This window comes from Brevibacterium sp. SIMBA_078 (assembly GCF_046534565.1).
Lineage (GTDB): Bacteria > Actinomycetota > Actinomycetes > Actinomycetales > Brevibacteriaceae > Brevibacterium.
In genome coordinates, this window is sequence record NZ_JAWRYQ010000001.1 from 1,104,696 (window position 1) to 1,125,869 (window position 21,174).

The window sequence follows — 21,174 nt, forward strand, 5'->3', positions numbered from 1 at the left end:
CGCCTCGGTGAGGGTGGGAGACCGGACGCACCGCACCCATTCTTTGCACGCACCAATCGCCGCCGCACACGGCTGAGATCCAGCCGGACACGGTACGAACACAAGGGAAGAGCCCACATTGGCCGACGAGAACGATATCGGAACAGAAATCAACCGGATCGAACAGGTTGATCTCAACCTCGAGATGCAGAGGTCGTACCTCGATTACGCGATGAGCGTGATCGTCGGCCGTGCCCTGCCCGACGTCCGCGACGGACTCAAGCCCGTCCATCGCCGCGTGCTCTACGCGATGTTCGACGGCGGGTACCGCCCCGACCGCAACTTCTCCAAGTGCTCGCGCGTCGTCGGCGACGTGATGGGCCAGTACCACCCGCACGGCGACACGGCGATCTACGACGCCATGGTCCGCCTCGTACAGCCGTGGACGATGCGCTACCCGCTCGTGGCCGGTCAGGGCAACTTCGGCTCCCCGGGCGACGACGGAGCGGCCGCACCGCGTTATACCGAGTGCAAGATGGCGCCCCTGGCCATGGAGATGGTCCGGGACATCGAAGAAGGCACAGTCGACTTCCAGGACAACTACGACGGCCGCAACCAGGAACCCATGGTTCTGCCCTCGAGGTTCCCGAACCTGCTGGTCAACGGCTCGGCCGGCATCGCCGTGGGTATGGCCACGAACATTCCTCCGCACAACCTGCGTGAGGTCGCCCAGGGCGCACAGTGGCTGCTGTCCCACCCGGAGGCGAGCAAGGAAGAGGCTCTCGAAGCCCTCCTCGGCATCATCAAGGGGCCCGACTTCCCGATGGGCGCGACGGTCCTCGGCCGCAAGGGCATCGAGGACACCTATCGCACCGGTCGCGGATCGATCACCCAGCGAGCAGTCGTCGAAGTCGAAGAGATCCAGGGCCGCACCTGCCTCGTCGTCACCCAGCTGCCGTACATGGTCAACCCGGACACCCTGGCCGCGAAGATCGCCTCCTACGTCAAGGACGGCAAGGTCGCCGGCATCGCCGATCTGCGCGACGAGTCCTCGGGCCGCACCGGTCAGCGCCTGGTCATCGTGCTCAAGCGCGATGCCGTGGCCAAGGTCGTGCTCAACAACCTGTACAAGCACACGTCGCTGCAGGAGAACTTCTCCGCGAACATGCTGGCCCTCGTCGACAGCGTGCCGCGCACACTGAGCATCGACTCGTTCCTGCGCCTGTGGGTCAAGCACCAGATCGAAGTCATCGTCCGTCGCACGCAGTTCCGTCTGCGCAAGGCCGAGGAACGCGCTCATATCCTGCGCGGCTACCTCAAGGCCCTCGACGCCCTCGACGAGGTCATCGCCCTGATCCGCCGCTCCCCGTCCTCGGACGAGGCACGGACCGGACTGATGGAGCTGCTCGAGGTCGACGAACTACAGGCCAATGCGATCCTCGACCTGCAGCTGCGCCGACTGGCCGCACTGGAGCGTCTGAAGATCCAGGAAGAGGCCGAGAAGATCGAGCAGCAGATCGCCGAGTACAACCACATCCTGGCAACCCCGGCTCGCCAGCGTGAGATCGTGTCCGAGGAACTCGACGAGATCGTCGAGCGCTACGGTGATGATCGCCGGACGAAGATCCTCGCCGGATTCGACGGGGATGTGTCCATGGAAGACCTCATCCCCGAGGAAGAGGTCGTCGTCACGATCACCCGCGGCGGTTACGCAAAGCGGACCCAGACGCACCTGTACCGGGCCCAGCACCGCGGAGGCAAGGGCATCAAGGGCGCGGCACTGCGCGGCGACGACGTCGTCGAACAGTTCTTCGTCACCTCCACACACAACTGGCTGCTGTTCTTCACGAACACCGGTCGCGTGTACCGGGCGAAGGCCTATGAGCTTCCCGAGGGCTCACGGGACGCCAAGGGCCAGCACGTGGCGAACCTGCTCGCCCTCCAGCCGGGTGAGACGATCGCCCAGGTGCTGTCGATCCGGGACTACGAGGTCGCCGACTTCCTCATCCTCGCCACCCGTTCCGGTGTGGTGAAGAAGACCCGCCTGAGCGATTACGACTCGAACCGCACCGGCGGTGTCATCGCCATCAACCTGCGTGAATACAAGGGTCAGCCCGATGAGCTGGTCTCGGCCCGCATCGTCGGCGCCGAGGATCACCTGCTGCTGATCTCGCGCAAGGGCATGTCGATCCGCTTCGCCGCCGATGACGAGTCGATCCGTCCCCTGGGCCGAGTCACCGGCGGTGTCACCGGGATGAAGTTCAAGGACGACGACGAGCTGCTCACGATGGACGTCGTTCGGCCGGACACCTACGTCTTCGTCGTCACGGAGGCCGGGTTCGCCAAGCGCACGCCGGTCGACGAGTACCGTCTGCAGGGGCGTGGCGGTCTGGGAATCCGGGTTGCGAAGATCACCGAACAGCGCGGAGACTTGGTAGGCGGACTCATCGTCGAAGACGGTGAGGAGGTCCTCGTGGTCATGGAGCGCGGTAAGATCGTTCGGTCGAGCATCGATGAAGTTCCGGCGAAGGGACGCAACACCATGGGTGTGGTGTTCGCGAAACCGGACAAGAAAGACCGTATTATCGCAGTGACCCGTGGGCCCGAAGCCGAGGTCGAAGACGAGATCGAAAGCGAAGACGATGCCGAAGTCCCGGAAGGTGAGGTCGCAGAGCCTCAGACCGGCAACGAGGATGTGGAAGAGTGAGCGATAGCAAACAGCCAGGCTCAGGCAAGATCATACGCACGTCGAGCGGCTCGACCCGTCTGACGGCCGGATCGTCGAAGTCCGATGACAAGTCGGCTGCAGCAAGCGGTTCAGGTTCGAACTCCGGGTCGGGAACCGGTGCAAAACAGGGATCCGGCTCCGGTCACGGCTCTTCGGGACCGAACAGCCAGAACGCCACCGTCGTCGCACCTCCCGCTCCGAAGGCCTCGCCGAAGCCCAACCGGGCGCCCTCGGCCGGCTCGACGCCATCGGCTCACACCGGGTCCCAGGGATCGGGTGCTCAGACCGGTTCGCAGGGATCCGGCGCACCGACTTCCGGTTCACAAGGATCGGGCCCCCAGGGATCGGGCGGCGGCAACCGCGGCGCCACCTCGGTGATGGGAAATGCCGCGAACACCGTCCGCGCCAGCTCCGGCAGCGTGAAGATGGGCGTGAAGAACATGGTCGACAGTGGGAAGGGCAAGAAGAAAAAGGGCCCCCGCACCGTCCGTCTCACCGTCTCCGCGGTCGACCCGTGGTCGGTCATGAAGATGTCGTTCCTCATGTCCGTGGCGATCGGCATCGCCACGATCGTCGCCTTCATCGTCCTGTGGGTCGTCCTGCAGGCGACCGGTGTGATGAGTGGCCTCGAATCGACGATGAGCGAGCTCGCCGGAGCAGAGTCGGCCGAGCGGATCGTCGGCATCTTCGGCTTCGGCCGGGTTGTTGCGGCCGGCTTCATCATCGCGGTTATCAACATCGTGCTGATGACGGCGCTGTCGACGTTGGCGGCCTTCATCTACAACATCGGCTCCCTCATCGCCGGCGGATTCAGCCTCACCCTCACCGACGACTAATAATTGCTACCTGACGGCGGCTCAGCAACCTCGCGCGAGGTTGCTGAGCCGCCGTCAGGTAGTTCTGGGAGGGTGTGAGAGGGGTCACTGGGCGTCGATTTGTGTTTAGCTGCGGTGGCTGGGTATTGTTTTACTTCGGGTTCACCCGATGAGGGCCTATAGCTCAGGCGGTTAGAGCGCTTCGCTGATAACGAAGAGGTCCCTGGTTCAAGTCCAGGTAGGCCCACGTCCTGTCACAACAGGATTTCCTTTCGAGGAGGATCATGAGAAGATGGATTCTCAGCGGTCTCACGTTAGTGGGACTGGGAGTGTTCTTCGGGTGGCGGCACCAGAACCAGAGTGCCCAAGCCGAATGGTCCGAACACACCGACTCGGTGTGAGGGTGTGAACCCGTCCGGGGGTATGGCGCAATTGGTAGCGCATCTGCTTTGCAAGCAGAGGGTTAGGGGTTCGAGTCCCCTTACCTCCACTCGAGTAGTTTTGAGACAGCACTCGTAGAACGAAGGCTCCGAACCGATTACGGTTCGGAGCCTTCGTCGTTTCCGTGGACGCTCAGGCTCGCCAGTACCCGAGGTAGCCGTCGATGAGCCCGTCATAGGTGTGCAGGCTGCGGTCGCCGTTGAAGTTCTGATGCCACACCTGGCCCTTGTAGTAGATGCCGATGTGACCGAAGGCGGTGGTGTTGTCACCATTGCCCCAGACGAGGATGTCGCCGTTCTCGAACTTCTGTTCGGTGTGCCAGGTGAAGCCGTTCGCCTTCATCTTGTCCCCGCCGGATCCGCCCGCCTGATAGTCGACGGCATTGCCCCACGGTCCGTGGTCGACGCCGTGGACCTCTTCGAGCGCCCGGGAGATGAGGCTGACGCATTCTCCCTGATAGCCGCCCTGTGAGTTCGCCAGCGACTCTCCTTTGTAGTGCTTGAGGAAGTCCCCGATGTCTGAAAACTTCTTCTCCGCCTCCGGGCTCGCCGAGGCGGTGCCGGATTCCGCGGCCGCAGCCGAGTTCTCGGCCGCCGCGTTCGCGGCTCCCGCAGAGGCGGCCGGCGGTGCCGCCGGCTGGGCGGCGGAGGCCATCGAACCGGAGCCGAGCACGGTGGCTCCGGCGAGCATCGCAGCTGTCATGGTCTTCGTGGTGACGTTCTTCAGAGTCATTCTCATCCGTTCGTTCCGCTTGACTGTGTGACTGGTACTGACTTGCCTGGAGACGATCCGCCTCGGTGACGGGTCGGCTCCTCAGCCGACGCTAACAGCGCCGCGGTGAACATCCGATACGTCGAATCGAAGAGAGAATGAACTCCGCTCCGACATCGACGCCGGCCACCTCCGTCTACAGTGAGTCCATGAGACCTCCGCTGAGCCCGATCCCACCGCGGTGGATAGCGGCCGCGGCGGTCCTCGGCATCGCCGTAGCGATCGGCGGCTGCTCAGCGAGCGCTTCGCCGCCGACACAGGCATCGACAGCACCGTCGCCGCCGACGTCAGGAACTTTCGACTACCAGCTCGGCGGAACCTATGACTCGCTGCCGGATCCGCAGGGCCGTATCGATATCGTCGTCCGGGATGCCGGTGCTGCACCCCTGACTGGGGCGTACTCTATCTGCTACGTCAACGGATTCCAGACCCAACCCGACGGGGCGGCGGACTGGCGTGACCACACGGATCTGCTGCTCCACGATGCCGCCGGTGACCTGGTCGTCGACCCCGATTGGCCCGACGAACACATCCTCGATCCCTCGACCGCAGACCGACGATCCCAGATCCTCGACATCATCGGCCCCGTCATCGACGGCTGCGCCGAATCCGGATTCGACGCCGTGGAGATCGACAATCTCGATACGGCCGACCGATTCCCCGACATCGACCGAGGCGGTGCCCTGGAACTCGCGGCCGCGTACGTCGACCGTGCCCACGCCAAGGGCCTGTCGATCGCGCAGAAGAACGCGGCCGAACTCGCCGACACCGCTCATTCTCAGCTCGGCTTCGACTTCGCCGTGACCGAGGAATGCGCAGCCTACGACGAATGCGACCGGTTCACCTCCGTCTACGGCGACCGTGTCCTCGCCATCGAATACCCCCACACCCTCGCCGAGGCGGGGCTGGACTTCGCGGACGCCTGCGCCGTCCCGGAACGCCCGCCGCTGATGATCCTGCGCGACCGCGATCTCGTCGCAGCCGGCGATCGTGGCTACCGATACGACACCTGCTGAGGAGACCGAGCGAGCAGTGACGAAGATCGCCGCAGTTTCGGGTTCTCCCCACTGTCGGAGGTATTCGGGAATACGTTAGTCTGAGATGCTGTTGAAACTTTCGTCTGCGCGTCGATTCGGCATCTGCGTGCGACCTCCGCCCACATCCCGGGCCCCTCAGACACATCCGAACGGAGCACCGTCTTGTCCAGCGACAGCTCACCCGCACACGCGCAGACACAGGCCAATGACACCATCGACCCCGCCGGTATGAAGGTCATCTGGCTGCTGCTGGTGGCTGCCTTCGTGGCCATTCTCAATGAGACGACGATGGCCATCGCCATCCCCGAACTCAACAAGGCCCTCGGCATCCCTCCGGAGCTCGGCCAGTGGCTGACCAGTGCTTTCATGCTTACCATGGCCGTCGTCATACCGACGACCGGTTTCCTCCTGCAGCGTTTCACCACCCGCCAGATCTTCCTGGCCGCGATGATCCTGTTCTCAGCGGGCACATTGATCTGCCTCGTCTCGCAGGGCTTCATCCTGCTTCTCATCGGACGGATCGTGCAAGCAGCCGGCACCGGCATCATGATGCCTCTGCTGATGACCACGATGATGAACGTGGTCCCGGCACACTCGCGCGGCCGGATGATGGGTCGAGTCGGCCTCGTCATCTCGCTGGCCCCGGCCATCGGACCGACGATGTCGGGCATCGTCCTCGATTCGCTGGGCTGGCGCTGGCTCTTCGGCATCATCCTGCCCATCGCGCTGATCGCTCTGGCACTCGGTGCGAAGTGGATGACCAACCTCGGCGAGTCGACTTACGCCCCGATCGACGTCATCTCCATCATCCTGTCCGTGTTCGCCTTCGGCGGCATCGTCTACGGCCTCAGCCAGTTCGGCGGCGGGCACGGCGGTGAGGCAGGCGGCGGATCGACGAGCAGCCTGGCCTGGGCGACGATCGGCGGCGGAGTCGTCTTCCTCGCGCTCTTCGTGTGGCGTCAGCTCGTGCTGCAGAAGGGCGATCGCGCCCTGCTCGACCTGCGTGTGTTCAATTCGCGGAACTACGTCTTCTCGGTCATCATCATGGCCGTCGTCGCCCTGTCCATGTTCGGCACGTTCTCCCTGCTGCCGCTGTACCTGCAGAGCGTCGTCGGACTCGGCGCCACCCAGTCCGGTCTCGTGCTTCTGCCCGGTTCGGTGATCATGGGTCTGCTCGGACCGGTGATGGGACGGATCTACGACGCCCGCGGACCGAAGACGCTGCTGGTGCCCGGCACGATCATGATCGCGTCCTCGATGTTCGCGTATTCGACGGCCGGCGTGGGAACGCCGATCTGGCTGCTCATCATCGTCCAGATCGTCATGTCATTGGGCCTGGCCGCATCGTTCACCCCGCTGTTCTCCGCCTCGCTGGGATCGCTGGAGCGCCACCTGTACTCCCATGGTTCGGCAGCGCTCAACACCCTGCAGCAGGTCGCGGGAGCAGCCGGCACCGCGCTGCTCATCTCGATCTACTCCGCGGCCCTGCACTCGGGTCAGGCGGAGGGCAAGTCCGTCCCCGAGGCGGGTGCCCCCGGCGGTCACGCCGCGTTCCTGTTGGCGACGGTCATCGCGATCGTCCCAATCGTCCTCGCGTTCTTCATCCGCAAGCCCGAAGACCAGGATGAGTACCCCGCCGAGGTGGTCGAACCGACCGAGGCCAGCCCCGCCGAATGACGGTCGGCCCCGCCGAATGACGGTCGGCCCCTGACTGCGGCCGGCTGAGGCCCATCGAACCCCTCGTTCCGAATTTCCCGGAACGAGGGGTTCTGTCGTCGGCCACCTCGGTGATCGGAGGTCCCGACCTTGGTACGGTGACCTCATGACCTCCTCTGTGCCCGCGGATCCGACATCCTCGACCGAGATCCAGCCGGACGTGCGGGTCCGCGGGGCCAGGGAACACAACCTGCGCAACGTCGACCTCACCGTGCCCCGGGATGCGCTCGTCGTGTTCACCGGAGTGTCCGGATCGGGCAAATCCTCCCTGGCCTTCGGCACTCTCTTCGCCGAGTCCCAACGGCGGTACCTCGAATCCGTGGCACCGTATGCCCGCAGGCTCATCGACCAGGCAGGGGTCCCCGACGTCGATTCGATCACGGGAATGCCGCCGGCCGTCGCCCTGCAGCAGCAGCGCGGCGGGCGCAGCGCACGCTCGAGCGTCGGCAGCATCACCACGGTGTCCAGCCTCGTGCGCATGCTCTACTCACGGGCGGGACGGTACCCGGAGGGACAGTCGATGCTGTTGGCCGAGGATTTTTCGACGAACACCGTCGAAGGTGCCTGCCCGGAATGCCACGGAATCGGCCGCGTCTACGAGGTGCCCGAGGACAAGATGGTCCCGGATCCGACGCTGACGATCCGGGAGCGCGCCATCGCTTCCTGGCCGAAGGCCTGGCACGGCCACCAGCTGCGCGATGTGCTCGTCGCTCTCGGCTACGACGTCGATGTCCCCTGGCAGGACCTGCCGCGCGAACACCGCGATTGGATCCTCTACACCGAGGAGACTCCGCACCTTCCCGTCCACTCCCGGCTGACGCTGGACGAAGCGCGCGAAGCGATCGCAGCAGGCGCCGAACCGACCTATTCGGGAACCTTCGTCGGAGCCCGGAAGTACGTGCTCGACACGTTCGCGAACACGAAGAGTGCCGGGATGAAGCGTCGCGTCGCCGAGTTCCTCAGTGCCGGTCCCTGCCCCGTGTGCCACGGAAAGAAACTCAGGCCCGACGCTCTGTCGGTGACGATCGCCGGTCTCGACATCGCCGAATTCTCCGCCCTGCCGCTGCATGAACTCATGTCCGTCCTTCGCGATGAGGTCGCCTCGGCGAAGGCGACCATGGACACAGACGATCACCCCTCGGCGGACAAGCTTGCCGCATTCGTCCGCCTCGGCGAGGGTCTCATCGACCGGCTCCGCCCGATCGTCGACCTCGGCCTCGGGTACCTCTCACTCGATCGGACCACACCGACGCTGTCCGGCGGTGAGCTGCAGCGGCTGCGATTGGCCACCCAACTGACCTCGGATCTCTTCGGCGTCGTCTACGTGCTCGACGAACCCTCCGCCGGCCTCCACCCGCAGGACGTCGATGCCCTACTGGGCATCCTCGACGGGTTGAAGGACCGCGGGAACAGCCTCTTCGTCGTCGAACATTCCGTCGACATCATGAGGCATGCCGACTGGCTCGTCGACATCGGGCCCGGGGCCGGCGAACGCGGCGGGGACGTCCTCTACAGCGGGCCGACGGCCGGACTTGCCGAGATCGACGAATCCGTGACCAGGGGCTATGTCTTCGGCGGACGTGGACTCGAACCCCACGAACCCCGGCATCCACGAGGCTGGATGAAACTTGCGAACATCCGCCGCAACAATCTCCACGACATCAGCCTCGACCTGCCGCTGGGCTCACTGACCGCCGTGACCGGAATATCGGGATCGGGAAAGTCCAGCCTCGTCAGTCAGGTTCTCCCGGCCCTCGTCGGCGACCGACTGGGCACCTCCACCACTGCTGACGAACCGGCGTCCGATGATGACGCACTCCTGCTCGCCGACGAACCCGAGGACCTTGATGGCACCGTCACCGGGGAACTCACCGGGATCCGACGGGTGGTGAGCATCGATCAGAGGCCCATCGGTCGCACGCCCCGGTCCAACGTCGCAACCTACACCGGCCTGTTCGACCATGTGCGCCGGCGCTTCGCCGAGACCCCCGAGGCCAGAGAGCGCAGTTACAAGCCCGGCCGGTTCTCCTTCAACGTCGCCGGTGGACGCTGCCCCACCTGTGAGGGTGAAGGATCGGTCATGGTCGAGCTGCTGTTCCTGCCCTCGGTCTACACCGAGTGCCCCGACTGCCACGGCACCCGCTTCCAGTCGAGCACCCTGGAGATCCTGTGGCGCGGACGCAATATCGCTGAGATCCTGGGGATGAGCGTCGAGGAGGCCCACGACTTCTTCACCGGCGAATTCGACATCATGCGCTCACTGACCGCACTCATCGACGTCGGCCTCGGCTACCTGCGCCTCGGCCAACCCGCCACCGAGCTCTCAGGCGGTGAGGCGCAGCGGGTCAAACTCGCCAGCGAGCTCCAGCGCTCCCAGCGCGGCGACACCCTCTACGTCCTCGACGAACCCACCTCCGGACTGCATTGCGGGGATGCCGACCGGCTCGTCGCACACCTGCAGACCCTCGTCGATGCCGGCAACACGGTCATCATGGTCGAACTCGATATGCGCGTCGTGGCCGTCGCCGACCACGTCGTCGAACTCGGCCCCGGCGCCGGTGACGACGGCGGCCGGGTCGTGGCGACCGGCACCCCCGCCGACATCGTCGACGCCGGAGCGGGTCCCTCCGCGACGTACCTCGCCGCGGCGCTCTCCGAACTCCGGTGATCTGAGGCACACGACTTCATCCCGGCGGGCCGTGTGATCCCCAGAAACAAGCGGATCCCGGCGCCTCCCGGAATTGTTGGAGGCGTCTAAGTCTCAGTTGTGCGTAGACACACCCGATTCGCGGCGGGAAGTCTTGAGATATGCCCACCGCAATCATCCGCCGCATCGCGATCTGCCTCGTCATCGCCGCACCCGCCGTGGTGCTTCGCGTCACCGGTGTCGAACTCGCTCCGGTTCTCGAGCTCCTCGCGTTCGGCGCCGCCATCGTCGCGGCTGCCTTTCTCCTGGCCTGGGCCGCCGAGGCGGCGCAGAAGGACATCTCGGGTGCTCTGGCGATCGCCCTGCTCGCCCTCATCGCGGTCCTCCCGGAATACGCCGTGGACCTCTACTACGCGTTCCGATCAGGATCTGACCCCGATTACCTGCACTTCGCGGCGGCGAATATGACCGGATCAAACCGACTGCTGCTCGGCTTCGGGTGGCCGCTCGTCGTCATCATCGCCCTCCTCGTCGCCCGCCGCATGGCCAAGCGGACGAAGGCCCCCATCCAGCATTCCCTTCGCATCGACTCGGGCAGCCGGATGGACATCGGCTTCCTCGTCATCCTCGGTGTGATCGCCTTCGCTATTCCGCTGCTCGGCAGCATCCCCATCTGGTTCGGCTCAGCCCTCGTGCTCATCTTCGTCGCCTATCTGTGGCGGGCCGGGCAGGCAGCGGGCGATGACGAAGAGGAGTTCGTCGGCGCCGCGGCTCTCATCGTCGCCATGCCGCAGAAGGCCCGTCGGGTCACAGTGGTGACGATGTTCGTCGTGTCCGCAGCGATCATCCTGCTGTCTGCCGAACCGTTCGCCGAGGCGCTCGTGGCCTCGGGCTCGGCATTGGGAATCGACAGCTACTTCCTCGTCCAGTGGCTGGCCCCGCTCGCCTCTGAGGCCCCCGAGTTCATCATCGCCGCGATGTTCGCCCTGCGCGGCATGGGCGGGGCGGCCATCGGCACACTCATCGCCTCGAAGGTCAACCAATGGAGCCTGCTCGTCGGCTCCCTGCCGATCGCGCATTTCGCGGGTGGCGGCGGCCTCGGACTGCCCCTGGATGGGCGTCAGATCGAGGAGTTCACTCTCACGGCTACGCAGACCATCCTCGGTGTGGCGATCATCCTGGCCCTGCGCTTCCATTGGGCACCGGCGCTGGGGCTCGCCGCGCTCTTCGGGCTGCAGTTCTTCGTCACTGACACCTCCGGACGCTACATCCTCTCCGCGATCCAGGCGGTCCTGGCGATCGTCGTCCTCATCCTCCACCGCCGTGACATCCTCCCCACGCTCGCTGCCCCGTTCCGCAGACCGCAGCCCGGCGATGTGACTGCAGACCCCGCCGAGGCGGCCGATCCGGAACGCGAATCGACCGTGACAATACCTGCCGACCCGAATTCGGCCGGTACCCGCGCGTAGAATGACGATCATGCCGCGCCCCGCTGTCACCCGCATGGTCGAGGACTACGTCACCCTCATCTGGAAGGCCTACGAATGGCCGGGCGGTCGCCCCGCCACTACGGAGATGGCCGAACAGCTGGGAGTGACCGCCTCGACGGTGTCGGCGAACCTCAAGAAGCTCGCCCGCGACGGTTACATCGACTACGAACCCTACGGGCAGATCGTGCTCACCGACGTGGGTCGGCAGATCGCCGTCGAGATCGTCAGACGCCACCGCATCGTCGAGTCCTACCTGGTCGAGGCCCTGGGCCTGACCTGGGATCAGGTCCATGACGAGGCGGATCGGCTCGAACATGCCGTCTCCGACCTCGTGCTCGAACGGATGAACGCCGCATTGGGAAATCCGCAGCGGGACCCGCACGGCGATCCGATCCCCGATGCCGACGGGCACACCGCCGATTTCCCCAGCAGACGGCTGCAGGAGACCGCCCCGGGTGTCGAGGTCGAGGTTGTGCGCGTCTCCGACCGGTCGCCTGAACTGCTGCGTTACCTCACCGATCGTGGAATCGTCATCGGCACGAAGCTGCAGGTGAGATCGATCAGCTCGGCCGCCTCGGCGATCGCGGTCAGCGTCGGCGACGACAGCATCGAACTCGCCCTCGACGCCGCCGACGCGATCCGCGTCGGACCGGGTCTCGGCTGAGGCGGACAGAGCTTTAAGCCGACTGCGACTCCCGTTCGAGATCTGCGGTGGCGTCGGCACTCGCTGACTTCCGTCGCAGTTCCCCTCCCCGCGCGCGTCCGGCGATGAGGAGGGTGATGAGCCCGCCGACGGTGACGAGCGCACCTGCCCACAGCGGTGAGGTGTAGCCGAGACCGGAGGCGATGGTCAGTCCGCCGATCCACGCGCCGAAGGCATTGCCGACGTTGAAGGCCGCGATGTTCGCGCCCGATCCCAGGGTCTGCGCGTCGCCGGAGTGGCGCATGATGCGCATCTGCATCGCCGGGACCGTGGCGAACCCGAACCCGCCCATGAACACCAGTGCGATGATCGTGGCGACCTTGTTCTCGGCGACCAGAGAGAACACGGCGAGGATGACGACGAGGCCGATGAGCAGGGTGAGCAGCGTCGCCCCGAGGTTCTTATCGGCCGCCCGGCCGCCGAGGATGTTGCCGATGAAGAGGCCGACTCCGAAGAGCACGAGGAGCCATGGAACGGCGGCGCTGGAGAAGCCGGTCACCCCGGTGAGCGTGAACGCCATATAGCTGAAGGCTCCGAACATGCCCCCGTAGCCGAGGATCGTGAGGAGGATCGACGCCCACACCTGACCGGAGGCGAAGATGCGGAATTCGCCGAGGATGCCCGAAGCCACGTCGGATCGTGCCGGAATCGAGGGGACGAGGACGGCGATGCCGATGAGGGCGATGATGCCGATGACCGCGATCGTCCAGAAGGTCGACCGCCATCCGGCGGCCTGGCCGAGGAAGGTGCCCAAGGGGACGCCGAGCACGTTGGCCGTTGTCAGACCCGCGAACATCATCGAGATCGCCGCGGCCTGGCGGTTCGCGGGTACGAGAGAGGCGGCCACGACCGCGCCGATGCCGAAGAAGGCACCGTGGCAGAGTGCTGCGACGATGCGGCCGACCATCATCATCTCGTAGCTCGGGGCGAGAGCGGAGAGGCCGTTGCCGATGATGAAGAGGACCATGAGGCCGATGAGAGCCGTCTTCCGGTTGACCCGGCTCAGCGCCACGGTGATCGCGATGGCTCCGATGGCGACGGCCAGGGCATAGCCGGAGATGAGGTAGCCGGCGACGGTCTCGGAGACCGCGAAGTCTGCGGCCACCTCGGGCAGAAGACCCATGATGACGAACTCGGTGAGTCCGATTCCGAACCCGCCGATGGCGAGAGCGAGCAGTGCGAGCGGCATGGTGGTGCAGACCTTTCGGTGGGGAGCGGATTCCGCGGTCGCGAAATCATGTGCGTGTGCAATAGGACGCGTATGCACTAGTTGCATACGCAATGAATATGGTTGCACACGCGTCTTATCCGCGCAAGTGGTGTATCCTTGAGAGACGTCGAGAACAAGGAGAATGACGTGGGTATCAGGGACGACGCGGTGGAGATCCGGGCCAAGGGCTGGCGCACGCTCGCTGCTCTGCACGGACTCATCGAAGTCGAGCTCGAACGCAGCCTGCAGCGCGAGCACCACCTCTCCGTGGTCGAATTCACCGTCCTCGATGCGCTGAGCCGGCAGGATGGCTGGCATATGCGCATGCGGCAGCTCGCCCGCGCCGCCGCCTTGTCATCGAGTGCGACGACGCGGCTGGTCACCCGCCTCGAGGACCGAGGTCTGCTCACCCGAGTGCTGTGCGCCGACGACCGTCGCGGCATCTACACCGAGCTCACCCCTGCCGGTGAGACGCTGCTCGCCGAAGCGCATCCGACGCACGACAGTGTGCTCGAATCCGCTCTCGCCGAAGCTCGTGAGACGCCGGAACTCGCGCCTCTGGTCTCGGCGCTCTATGCCGAGTCGGTCGCCTGAGGTCACGCCTTGAGCTGACTCACTCTGACCTCAAGGGCAGAACTGACCCAAAGGAAAAGGCCCGATCGACAGCGGAAGTTCGCTGTCGATCGGGCCTTTTCGACCGCCTCGGCGAGGGTGATCCTGCACTAGGGCACAGGACTCAGTCGATCAGATCCACCTGAGACCAGGTGCGCCTGATCAGGCGTGGACGCGGATGAGGTGTTCATTGGTGAACGCCTGGAACGCCCACTGAGCGTTCTCACGGCCGTAGCCGGAGCGGTTGATGCCGCCGAAGGGGTACTCCGGTCCGGATTCCATGTGGCTGTTGATCAGGGTCATGCCGGCGTTGATCTTCTTGCCGAACTCCTGACCCTTCTCCAGGTCGTCGGTCCACACCGAGGACATGAGGCCGTACTCGGAGTCATTGGCCAGACGCAGAGCATCCTCTTCGTCCTTGGCGCGGTAGATCATCACGGCGGGTCCGAAGAGCTCGTTGCAGCCGAGGTCCGAGCGCGGGTCGATGTCGGTGAGAACGGCCGGGGACATGAACCAGCCCGGGCGGTCGAGCTTCTTTCCGCCGGTGAGCAGGGTCGCACCATCGGCGACGGCCTTCTCGATCATCTCGACGATCTCGTCGCGAGCGCCTTCGGAGGACACGGGCCCCATGCCGACCTCGGGGTCGTCGAAGTCGGAGATCTTCATGGCTTCGGCGGCCTTGACAGCCTCGGCGACGAATTCGTCGTAGAGCCCGTCGACGACGATCATGCGCTTCGGCGAGGTGCAGACCTGGCCGGCGTTCGCCAGACGAATGCCGACGAGCTTCTGCGCGACCGAGGCGACATCCTTCGAGTCGAGGACGACGGCCGGGTCGTTTCCGCCGAGCTCGAGCACGGCGCGCTTGTAGTACTTCGCGGCGATCGCGGCCACCGACGCACCGGCACCCTCGGAACCGGTGAGCGAAAAGCCCTTGACGCGGAAGTCCTTGAGGACCTCCTCGGCGTGGGAGGAGTCGAGGTAGATGTTCTGGTACACGCCCTTCGGCAGTCCCGCCTCGGTGAGGAGGTCCTCGAAGTACTGGGAGGACTTCGGGCAGATCGATGCCTGCTTCATGATGATCGTGTTGCCGACCATGAGGTTGGGCAGCACGAAGCGGGCGATCTGGTTGTACGGGAAGTTCCACGGCATGATGCCCAGCAACACGCCCAGCGGCTGGTGCTCGACATAGCTGCTGGCCGCGCCGGCGGCGGCCAGGTGGGTCGTGGACAGATGGGTGGCGGCGTTGTCGGCCATCCAGCGGGCGGTGCGGGCGACTTTGTCGACCTCGCCGAGGCCCTGCTTCTTGATCTTGCCCATCTCACGACCGATGATGTCGGTCATCTCATCGGCATTCTCATCGACGAGATCGGCGAACTTGCGCAGGATCGCCGCGCGTTCATGCAGCGGCGTCTCCTTCCACGCCAGATGTGCCTCATGGGCACGATCGATGTAGGCGGGAATCTCCTCTTTGGGAACAGAGGCGAACTCCTCCTCGACTTCGCCGGTGTTGGCATTGGTGACAGCGAACTTGCTCATGGAACGTCCTTTCACGGGTTGACGATCTGTGCCCTGTAACAAACTACAGTCTCCCGACATTCCGCGACACTTGAGTCCATGCCTGGGATTACCATTCATCCATGGAGAGAGTGAATGGAATCGGCGGATACTTCCTGCGGGCGGCCGACCCCGAGGCGATGACGGCCTGGTACCGCGACGTCCTCGGCGTCGACTTCGGTGATCACGGGCTGTGGCGGCAGCCGGCCGGACCGACCGTGATGGCGATGTTCGGAGCCGACACCGACTACTTCGGGACGCGGCCGGAGGACCAGGACCGGCAGCAGACGATGCTGAACTTCCGCGTCGCCGACCTCGACGCGATGATCGCGCAGCTGCGCGAAGCCGGCGCCGAGGTGGACGACGAGACCCAGCAGATGGACGCAATCGGACGCTTCGGTTGGGTCACCGATCCCGAAGGGAATCGGATTGAGCTGTGGGAACCGGAGGAACGGGACTGAACCCGAGTTGAGCTGTGACTATGCTGCCGCCTCGGCGGTGGCGGGTTTCCTGCGATCATCGATCAGACGGCGTCTGACCGCGAACGACAGGACCGCGGCGATGACGCACATGGCTGCCCCGCCCCACCAGGCGTAGGTGTACTCACCGAAGGCGTCACGGACGGCGCCGGCGGCGAAGGCAGCGGCGGCGGCCCCGATCTGATGGGCGGCGAAGACCCAGCCGAAGACGATGGTGCCGTTGTCTCCGAAGATCTCGCGGCACAGAGCGGCCGTCGGCGGGACCGTCGCGACCCAGTCGAGGCCGTAGACGACGATGAAGAGGATCATGCTCGGGTGCACCGTGTCCGAGAGCAGCCAAGGCAGGAGCAGCAGGCCGACCCCGCGGAACGTGTAGTACGCGACGAGGAGGATCCGGGGATCGAATTTATCGGTCAGCCAACCGGAGAACACGGTGCCCACGATGTCGAAGATCCCGACGACCGCGAGCAGGCCGGCCGCCGTCGAGGCGGGCATCCCGTGGTCGTGGGCCGAGGGGATGAAGTGGATGCCGATGAGGCCGTTCGTCGTCGCGCCGCAGATGGCGAAGGCGATGGCCAGAGCCCAGAACGAGCGATGACGTGCCGCGAAGAAGAGCCCGTCGAAGGCGCGTCTGGTGGCGCCGGCGCCGGGGCGTGCGGTGGGCGTGGTCGGGGCGGACTCCGCCGTGGGTGCGTTGCCGTCGTCAGGTTCGGTCGCGGGGTCTGTGCTCGCATCGGCCGCACCATAGGGCAGAACGCCCAGGTCAGAGGGATGATCGCGGAGGATGAACCAGACCAGCGGCACGGCGGCCATCGCCGCGATGCCGATGAACAGGGATGCCGGCTTCCATCCGGTGGATTCGGCGATCGTGGCGACCGGAGGCAGGAAGATCAGCTGGCCGGTGGCTGATCCGGCCGTGAGGATGCCCATGACCAGCCCACGGCGGGCGACGAACCAGCGATCGGCGATGGTGGCGGCGAAGACGAGGGCCATCGAACCGGTGCCCAGACCGATGAGCACGCCCCAGAAGATGAGCAGCTGCCAGGAGGCGGTCATGAGCACGCTGCCTCCTGCACCGAGGGCGACGAGAGCCAGAGCCGCGGCGACGACCTGGCGGATGCCGAAGCGATCCATGAGTGCCGCTGCGAAGGGAGCCGTGAGCCCGTAGAGCAGCAGATTCACGCTCACGGCCAGGGACATGCTGCTCATCGACCACCCGAAGTCCGCATGGAGCGGAACCATCAGCGCTCCGGGAGCAGCCCGGAATCCGGCGGCGGCGAGCAGGGCGATGAAGGCGACGGCGGCGACCCACCAGGCGGGGTGGATGCGGCGGTGCCTCCGCTGCGCGGGTGGAGTGGTCGACATCGATCCCTCGGGCTTTCTTCAAAGAAGTTATACTGGAGGAAGTATAAGCAGACTTCGTCGAAGAAAGGTAGTCGTGATGGCTTTGCGTTCGGATTGGTCGCAGGAGTTCTGTCCGGTGAAGCGGTCGCTCGACGTGCTCGGCGATCCGTGGGTGCTGCTCATCGTCCGCGATGTCCTCCACGGTCGTGGGCGTTTTGACCAGCTGCGTGAGAATCTCGGAATCTCCGAAGCCGTGCTCAGCCGGCGGTTGTCCGGAATGCTTGGGGCCGGGCTGCTGACGAAGGTCGACTACGCCGACGGGGCGCGCATCCGGCAGGGGTATGCGGCCACCGAGGCCGCCGCCGATCTGCTGCCGATCCTGCAGCAGCTGTCCCTGTGGGCAGAGAAGCACACCGAACTGCCTGCCGGCGGAGGCCATATGGGACTCATCCACGAAGCCTGCGGCGCCGAGACGACTCAGGGCGAGGTGTGCAGTGCCTGCGGTCAAGTGCTGCTGCCGGAGGATATGTCCTGGGACAAGCCGTGGAAGGACGTGCGCGAACGGCTGCAGCCGGCCGGGACTCTGAGCTGAGTCCCGCTGGGACTAGCAGGCCGCCTCGGCGAGGGTGGGCTCGGATCGCCCTGCCCACGTCCGTTCGACGCGGATCGCCACGGCCACTACGGCGAGTGCAGCGAGCGCGAGGACGATGGCGGCGACGACCGTGGCGGGGAAGCCGAGCCCGGCTGCGATGACCCAGGCGCCGACGGCCGGGCCGAGCGCATTGCCGACGTTGAAGGCCGAAGTGTTGACGCTGGCGGCCAGGGTCGGTGCCTGAGTCGCGATCTGGAAGACGCGGGCATTGAGCGCCCCGGCGATGGAGAAACCGCTGGCGCCGACGAGGACGATCATGATGACGGCAGGGATTGCGTTGTCCGCGACCAGCCACAGGGCGCCGAGGCTGAGCGTCAGTGCCGTGAGGCTGCCGACGATATTGCCGAAGATGTTCCTATCGGCCAAGCGCCCGCCGACGACGACACCGATGAAGGCACCGACGCCGAAGGCCGCGAGGACTGCGGGAACGAGGTCCGCGGACAGTCCGGCCACCTGAGTGAGCAGCGGCGAGAAATAGGAGAAGGACGCGAACACCGAAGCCTGGAACAGCGCCGTTGTGCCCAGGGCCAACCAGATTCGGGGTCCCTTGAACGCGGCGATCTCGGCGCGGAGCAGAGTGCGCAGGCCGGGAGCCGCCTCGGCGGGAGTGGGTGATTCTGCTTCGTCTGGGTCGGTGGACTTCGCTGAGTCGGCAGGCTTCGCTGGGTCGGTGGGCTTCGCGTCCGACCGGGTGGTCACGGCGATGAGAACTGCGGCCAGTGCAGTGACGAGGGCGACCGCCCAGAAGGTCGACCGCCACCCGAACTGGGTGCCGATCCATGTTCCCATCGGCACTCCGACGAGGTTGGCTACTGTGAGTCCGCCGACGAGACTGGCGAGTGCACGGCCCTGTACGGCGGCGGGAGCGATGGCTGAGGTGTGGACGGCGGCGACGGCCCAGAACCCGCCGCAGGCGAAGGCAGACAGCACCCTTGAGACCATGAGCAGTCCGTAGCTCGGTGACAACGCTGCAAGGATGTGGAGGGAGGAGAAGCCGATGATCATGACGATCATCGTCGCCCGCCTGGGCAGGGTCAGCGTCAGCAGGGTCATGGCCGGTGCCCCGACGATCATGCCGACGGCGAAACCGGTGATGAGCAGGCCCGCCTGCGGGATCGTCACGCTCAAGTCAGCGCTCAAGGGTTCGAGGATTCCGGCGATCATGAACTCGCTGGTGCCGAGGCAGAAGATCACGGCGGCCAACAGATAGACCTGACCAGGCACCCGAGGCCTGAGGGAAGGCGGTGTCGAAGTGGTCATGGGGTGGGGCTGCCTTTCGTCGAGGCACCTGGGGCACCTTCGGTCGCGAGGGTGGCCCTGCCGGCCGGAGTGCACAGTCCTGCGACGAAGGCTCGGGCTTGGGCGAGGACGTCCTCTGTGGTCATGACGCGGGCGGCGATGCGCAGGCCGGCGAGCACGCTGTGGATGAGTGGGGCATGGATCCGGGGGTCGATGTCAGCGAGGATATGGCCCGCGGTCTGACCGCGCTCGATGATGCCTGAGTAGGTGTCGAGCCACGCGTTGCGGTCGGGGTCGAGGATCGAGCACACGGCATCGACTTCGCGGCCGAGCTCGGCGGCCGTGTTCGCCGACAGGCACCCGGTCCGGTTCTCGTCGTCGCACTGCTTCTTCAGCTCGCCGCCGAGGCGGTGCATGAGCAGGACGGGAGCGGGCTCGAGGCTGCGCTCGAGTTCCTCCCTGAGCGGGATGCCCGTGGCCGTATAGTCACGCAGGGCGCGGAGGAAGACGGCGTCGAGGCTGTCGAAGGTGTTGTAGAAGCTCGAGCGGCCGATGTTCGCGCGCTCGCAGACCAGTCCGACATCGGTTCCCGCATAGCCGTGCTCGCTGAACACGGCGATGGCGGCATCGATGACCGACTGCTCGTCGAAGCTCTTCTTCCTGCCCACGTGACGAGACTAAAGCATTTTGGACAAACGTGTCCAATAATTTCGGATCGGCTGTCCCGACCCCCCGTGTCGGTCGTGTCTTCAGGCCCCGACGTCGCCGAGGTGGTGCCGGACTTCGTGGAGTCCGTAGAGCGTGAGTGAGGCGACGGTGAAGGCGTGACCGTCGGAGCGGAAGCCGCGACGTTCCCATTCCTCCCCGCTGACCTGGAACAGGAGGCCGGCATAGGACTCGGCGGCCGCGCGGAGGGCGGGGGCCACCTCGGCGGGATCGGCGTGGGCGTAATCGGATTCGAGAGCGACCGCATCGCCATCGAAGTTGTCCAAGGTCGGGTCGGACTCGGCCAGCATGCGCTCGGTGCGGCGGCGGAATTCGTCGAGGACATCGCGCATATGGGCGGCGTATTCGACGTCCGACCATCGGTTCGGACTGCGCCGTTCGGTGGCGTCGGCCCTGGTCAGGACCGTCTGCCAGGTGGCGGCCGCCTCGGCGAGGGTGGTCGGGACGCCGGTCGGATCTTCATGGCCGGTGAAGCCGCATTCGGAGCAGCCGCCGACGAGGACATCGGTCCAGTCGCGGGTGTCAGGGGTGATCTCGCTCATTCGCCGTCCTTTTTGGAGCCGGACTTCCTGCCACTCGCCTTCTTGCCGTCATTGAGGATCTCGGCGAGCACGGTGGCCTGGCTGATGTCGTCGCGCTTGGCCGCGGTGAGCAGGGTGAGAGTCCCCCTCTGCGCGAGCCCGCGCAGCTCCTCGAGGGCCTGCTCGGCATCATCGCTCTTCAGTTCCTCGCGGAAGCGGCGAGCGAACTCGTCGAACTTCTCCGGATCGTGGGAGTACCACTTGCGCAGCTCGGTCGAGGGCGCGACGTCCTTGACCCAGTCGTCGAGTTCGGCCTTGTCCTTGCTCACCCCGCGCGGCCAGACTCGGTCGACGAGGATCCGGGTCCCATCGGACTTCTGTGCTTCGTCGTAGATGCGGCGGACCTGGACCACGTGTGTGGAGCTCTTCTTCTCGGACATCGGCTGACGCTCCTTTCGCTCGCTTCCCTTCGAGTCTACGACGCGGATACAGCGGCAGTGTCCCGTCGAC

The 21,174-nt window shown here is 65.6% G+C and carries 18 protein-coding genes and 2 tRNA genes; 12 read left to right on the forward strand and 8 right to left on the reverse strand.

The annotated features are described in order from the left end of the window. Positions 1–118: 118 nt before the first annotated feature. The 4 genes from gyrA to SB749_RS04930 all read left to right on the forward strand — a co-directional run bounded on the left by gyrA (position 119) and on the right by SB749_RS04930 (position 4,012). On the forward strand, positions 119–2,686 hold the full coding sequence (gene gyrA, locus SB749_RS04915; RefSeq protein ID WP_410709327.1) for a DNA gyrase subunit A: 2,568 nt from the start codon (positions 119–121) through the stop codon (positions 2,684–2,686). Beyond that, the gene (locus SB749_RS04920; RefSeq protein WP_410709328.1) at positions 2,683–3,543 is read left to right on the forward strand and encodes a DUF3566 domain-containing protein; all 861 of its coding nucleotides are present in this window, start codon (positions 2,683–2,685) and stop codon (positions 3,541–3,543) included. Before gyrA ends, SB749_RS04920 begins: the two co-directional genes overlap by 4 nt. A 152-nt stretch (positions 3,544–3,695) precedes the next feature. Next, positions 3,696–3,769, forward strand: a tRNA-Ile gene (locus SB749_RS04925). 170 nt (positions 3,770–3,939) lie between these two features. Beyond that, positions 3,940–4,012 (forward strand) — tRNA-Ala (locus tag SB749_RS04930). A gap of 83 nt (positions 4,013–4,095) precedes the next feature. On the opposite strand, the gene SB749_RS04935 is transcribed toward SB749_RS04930, so the two are convergent. Continuing rightward, complete coding sequence (locus SB749_RS04935) at positions 4,096–4,695, reverse strand: hypothetical protein (protein ID WP_410709329.1); 600 nt, start codon at positions 4,693–4,695, stop codon at positions 4,096–4,098. A gap of 188 nt (positions 4,696–4,883) precedes the next feature. On the opposite strand from SB749_RS04935, the gene SB749_RS04940 reads away from it, so the two are divergent. The 5 genes from SB749_RS04940 to SB749_RS04960 all read left to right on the forward strand — a co-directional run bounded on the left by SB749_RS04940 (position 4,884) and on the right by SB749_RS04960 (position 12,288). Next, on the forward strand, positions 4,884–5,750 hold the full coding sequence (locus tag SB749_RS04940) for an endo alpha-1,4 polygalactosaminidase (RefSeq protein WP_410709330.1): 867 nt from the start codon (positions 4,884–4,886) through the stop codon (positions 5,748–5,750). Between the two features lie 249 nt (positions 5,751–5,999). Next, the gene (locus tag SB749_RS04945; RefSeq protein ID WP_264801875.1) at positions 6,000–7,448 is read left to right on the forward strand and encodes an MDR family MFS transporter; all 1,449 of its coding nucleotides are present in this window, start codon (positions 6,000–6,002) and stop codon (positions 7,446–7,448) included. A gap of 145 nt (positions 7,449–7,593) precedes the next feature. After that, positions 7,594–10,155: an excinuclease ABC subunit A gene (locus tag SB749_RS04950; RefSeq protein ID WP_410709331.1), complete on the forward strand. Its 2,562-nt coding sequence runs from the start codon at positions 7,594–7,596 to the stop codon at positions 10,153–10,155. 140 nt (positions 10,156–10,295) lie between these two features. After that, a complete protein-coding gene (locus SB749_RS04955) occupies positions 10,296–11,603 on the forward strand; it encodes a sodium:proton exchanger (RefSeq protein WP_410709332.1) in 1,308 nt (435 codons plus the stop codon). 10 nt (positions 11,604–11,613) lie between these two features. Then, a complete protein-coding gene (locus SB749_RS04960; RefSeq protein ID WP_370035123.1) occupies positions 11,614–12,288 on the forward strand; it encodes a metal-dependent transcriptional regulator in 675 nt (224 codons plus the stop codon). A 13-nt stretch (positions 12,289–12,301) separates the two neighbouring features. Here the strand turns inward: SB749_RS04960 and SB749_RS04965 are convergent, their stop codons facing one another. Beyond that, on the reverse strand, positions 12,302–13,516 hold the full coding sequence (locus tag SB749_RS04965; protein WP_410709333.1) for an MFS transporter: 1,215 nt from the start codon (positions 13,514–13,516) through the stop codon (positions 12,302–12,304). 168 nt (positions 13,517–13,684) lie between these two features. Here SB749_RS04965 and SB749_RS04970 point away from each other — a divergent pair, with 168 nt between their 5' ends. Continuing rightward, positions 13,685–14,131 carry a MarR family winged helix-turn-helix transcriptional regulator gene (locus SB749_RS04970; RefSeq protein WP_410709334.1) on the forward strand — a complete coding sequence of 149 codons (447 nt, stop codon included), beginning with the start codon at positions 13,685–13,687 and terminating at the stop codon, positions 14,129–14,131. Between the two features lie 180 nt (positions 14,132–14,311). Here SB749_RS04970 and SB749_RS04975 read toward each other — a convergent pair whose 3' ends face one another. Further along, on the reverse strand, positions 14,312–15,685 hold the full coding sequence (locus SB749_RS04975) for an aldehyde dehydrogenase family protein (RefSeq protein ID WP_410709335.1): 1,374 nt from the start codon (positions 15,683–15,685) through the stop codon (positions 14,312–14,314). Positions 15,686–15,786: 101 nt separating this feature from the next. Here SB749_RS04975 and SB749_RS04980 point away from each other — a divergent pair, with 101 nt between their 5' ends. Further along, complete coding sequence (locus tag SB749_RS04980; protein ID WP_410709336.1) at positions 15,787–16,164, forward strand: VOC family protein; 378 nt, start codon at positions 15,787–15,789, stop codon at positions 16,162–16,164. Between the two features lie 18 nt (positions 16,165–16,182). Here SB749_RS04980 and SB749_RS04985 read toward each other — a convergent pair whose 3' ends face one another. Next, entirely contained in the window at positions 16,183–17,547 is a 1,365-nt protein-coding gene (locus SB749_RS04985; RefSeq protein ID WP_410709337.1) for an MFS transporter, read from the reverse strand. 76 nt (positions 17,548–17,623) lie between these two features. Between SB749_RS04985 and SB749_RS04990 the strand changes: the two genes are divergently transcribed. After that, on the forward strand, positions 17,624–18,118 hold the full coding sequence (locus SB749_RS04990; protein ID WP_181271217.1) for a winged helix-turn-helix transcriptional regulator: 495 nt from the start codon (positions 17,624–17,626) through the stop codon (positions 18,116–18,118). Positions 18,119–18,130: 12 nt separating this feature from the next. Here SB749_RS04990 and SB749_RS04995 read toward each other — a convergent pair whose 3' ends face one another. From SB749_RS04995 to SB749_RS05010, 4 genes are all read right to left on the reverse strand, one after another. Continuing rightward, positions 18,131–19,438: an MFS transporter gene (locus SB749_RS04995; RefSeq protein WP_410709338.1), complete on the reverse strand. Its 1,308-nt coding sequence runs from the start codon at positions 19,436–19,438 to the stop codon at positions 18,131–18,133. After that, positions 19,435–20,085, reverse strand: a complete 651-nt coding sequence (locus SB749_RS05000; RefSeq protein ID WP_410709339.1) for a TetR/AcrR family transcriptional regulator — start codon at positions 20,083–20,085, stop codon at positions 19,435–19,437. Before SB749_RS05000 ends, SB749_RS04995 begins: the two co-directional genes overlap by 4 nt. 81 nt (positions 20,086–20,166) lie before the next feature. Continuing rightward, positions 20,167–20,685: a DinB family protein gene (locus SB749_RS05005; RefSeq protein WP_410709340.1), complete on the reverse strand. Its 519-nt coding sequence runs from the start codon at positions 20,683–20,685 to the stop codon at positions 20,167–20,169. Beyond that, positions 20,682–21,104 carry a DUF488 domain-containing protein gene (locus tag SB749_RS05010; RefSeq protein ID WP_410709341.1) on the reverse strand — a complete coding sequence of 141 codons (423 nt, stop codon included), beginning with the start codon at positions 21,102–21,104 and terminating at the stop codon, positions 20,682–20,684. The genes SB749_RS05005 and SB749_RS05010 overlap by 4 nt, the downstream gene beginning before the upstream one ends. Positions 21,105–21,174: the final 70 nt, after the last annotated feature.

Coding starts and splice junctions, on each gene's coding strand:
- SB749_RS04940 (WP_410709330.1), top strand. CDS start 4,884: ATGAGACCTCCGCTGAGCCCGATCCCACCGCGGTGGATAGCGGCCGCG.
- SB749_RS04975 (WP_410709335.1), bottom strand. CDS start 15,685: ATGAGCAAGTTCGCTGTCACCAATGCCAACACCGGCGAAGTCGAGGAG.
- SB749_RS04960 (WP_370035123.1), top strand. CDS start 11,614: ATGCCGCGCCCCGCTGTCACCCGCATGGTCGAGGACTACGTCACCCTC.
- SB749_RS05005 (WP_410709340.1), bottom strand. CDS start 20,685: ATGAGCGAGATCACCCCTGACACCCGCGACTGGACCGATGTCCTCGTC.
- SB749_RS04985 (WP_410709337.1), bottom strand. CDS start 17,547: ATGTCGACCACTCCACCCGCGCAGCGGAGGCACCGCCGCATCCACCCC.
- SB749_RS04995 (WP_410709338.1), bottom strand. CDS start 19,438: ATGACCACTTCGACACCGCCTTCCCTCAGGCCTCGGGTGCCTGGTCAG.
- SB749_RS04955 (WP_410709332.1), top strand. CDS start 10,296: ATGCCCACCGCAATCATCCGCCGCATCGCGATCTGCCTCGTCATCGCC.
- SB749_RS04935 (WP_410709329.1), bottom strand. CDS start 4,695: ATGACTCTGAAGAACGTCACCACGAAGACCATGACAGCTGCGATGCTC.
- SB749_RS04950 (WP_410709331.1), top strand. CDS start 7,594: ATGACCTCCTCTGTGCCCGCGGATCCGACATCCTCGACCGAGATCCAG.
- SB749_RS04965 (WP_410709333.1), bottom strand. CDS start 13,516: ATGCCGCTCGCACTGCTCGCTCTCGCCATCGGCGGGTTCGGAATCGGA.
- SB749_RS04980 (WP_410709336.1), top strand. CDS start 15,787: ATGGAGAGAGTGAATGGAATCGGCGGATACTTCCTGCGGGCGGCCGAC.
- SB749_RS04990 (WP_181271217.1), top strand. CDS start 17,624: ATGGCTTTGCGTTCGGATTGGTCGCAGGAGTTCTGTCCGGTGAAGCGG.
- SB749_RS05010 (WP_410709341.1), bottom strand. CDS start 21,104: ATGTCCGAGAAGAAGAGCTCCACACACGTGGTCCAGGTCCGCCGCATC.
- SB749_RS04945 (WP_264801875.1), top strand. CDS start 6,000: ATGAAGGTCATCTGGCTGCTGCTGGTGGCTGCCTTCGTGGCCATTCTC.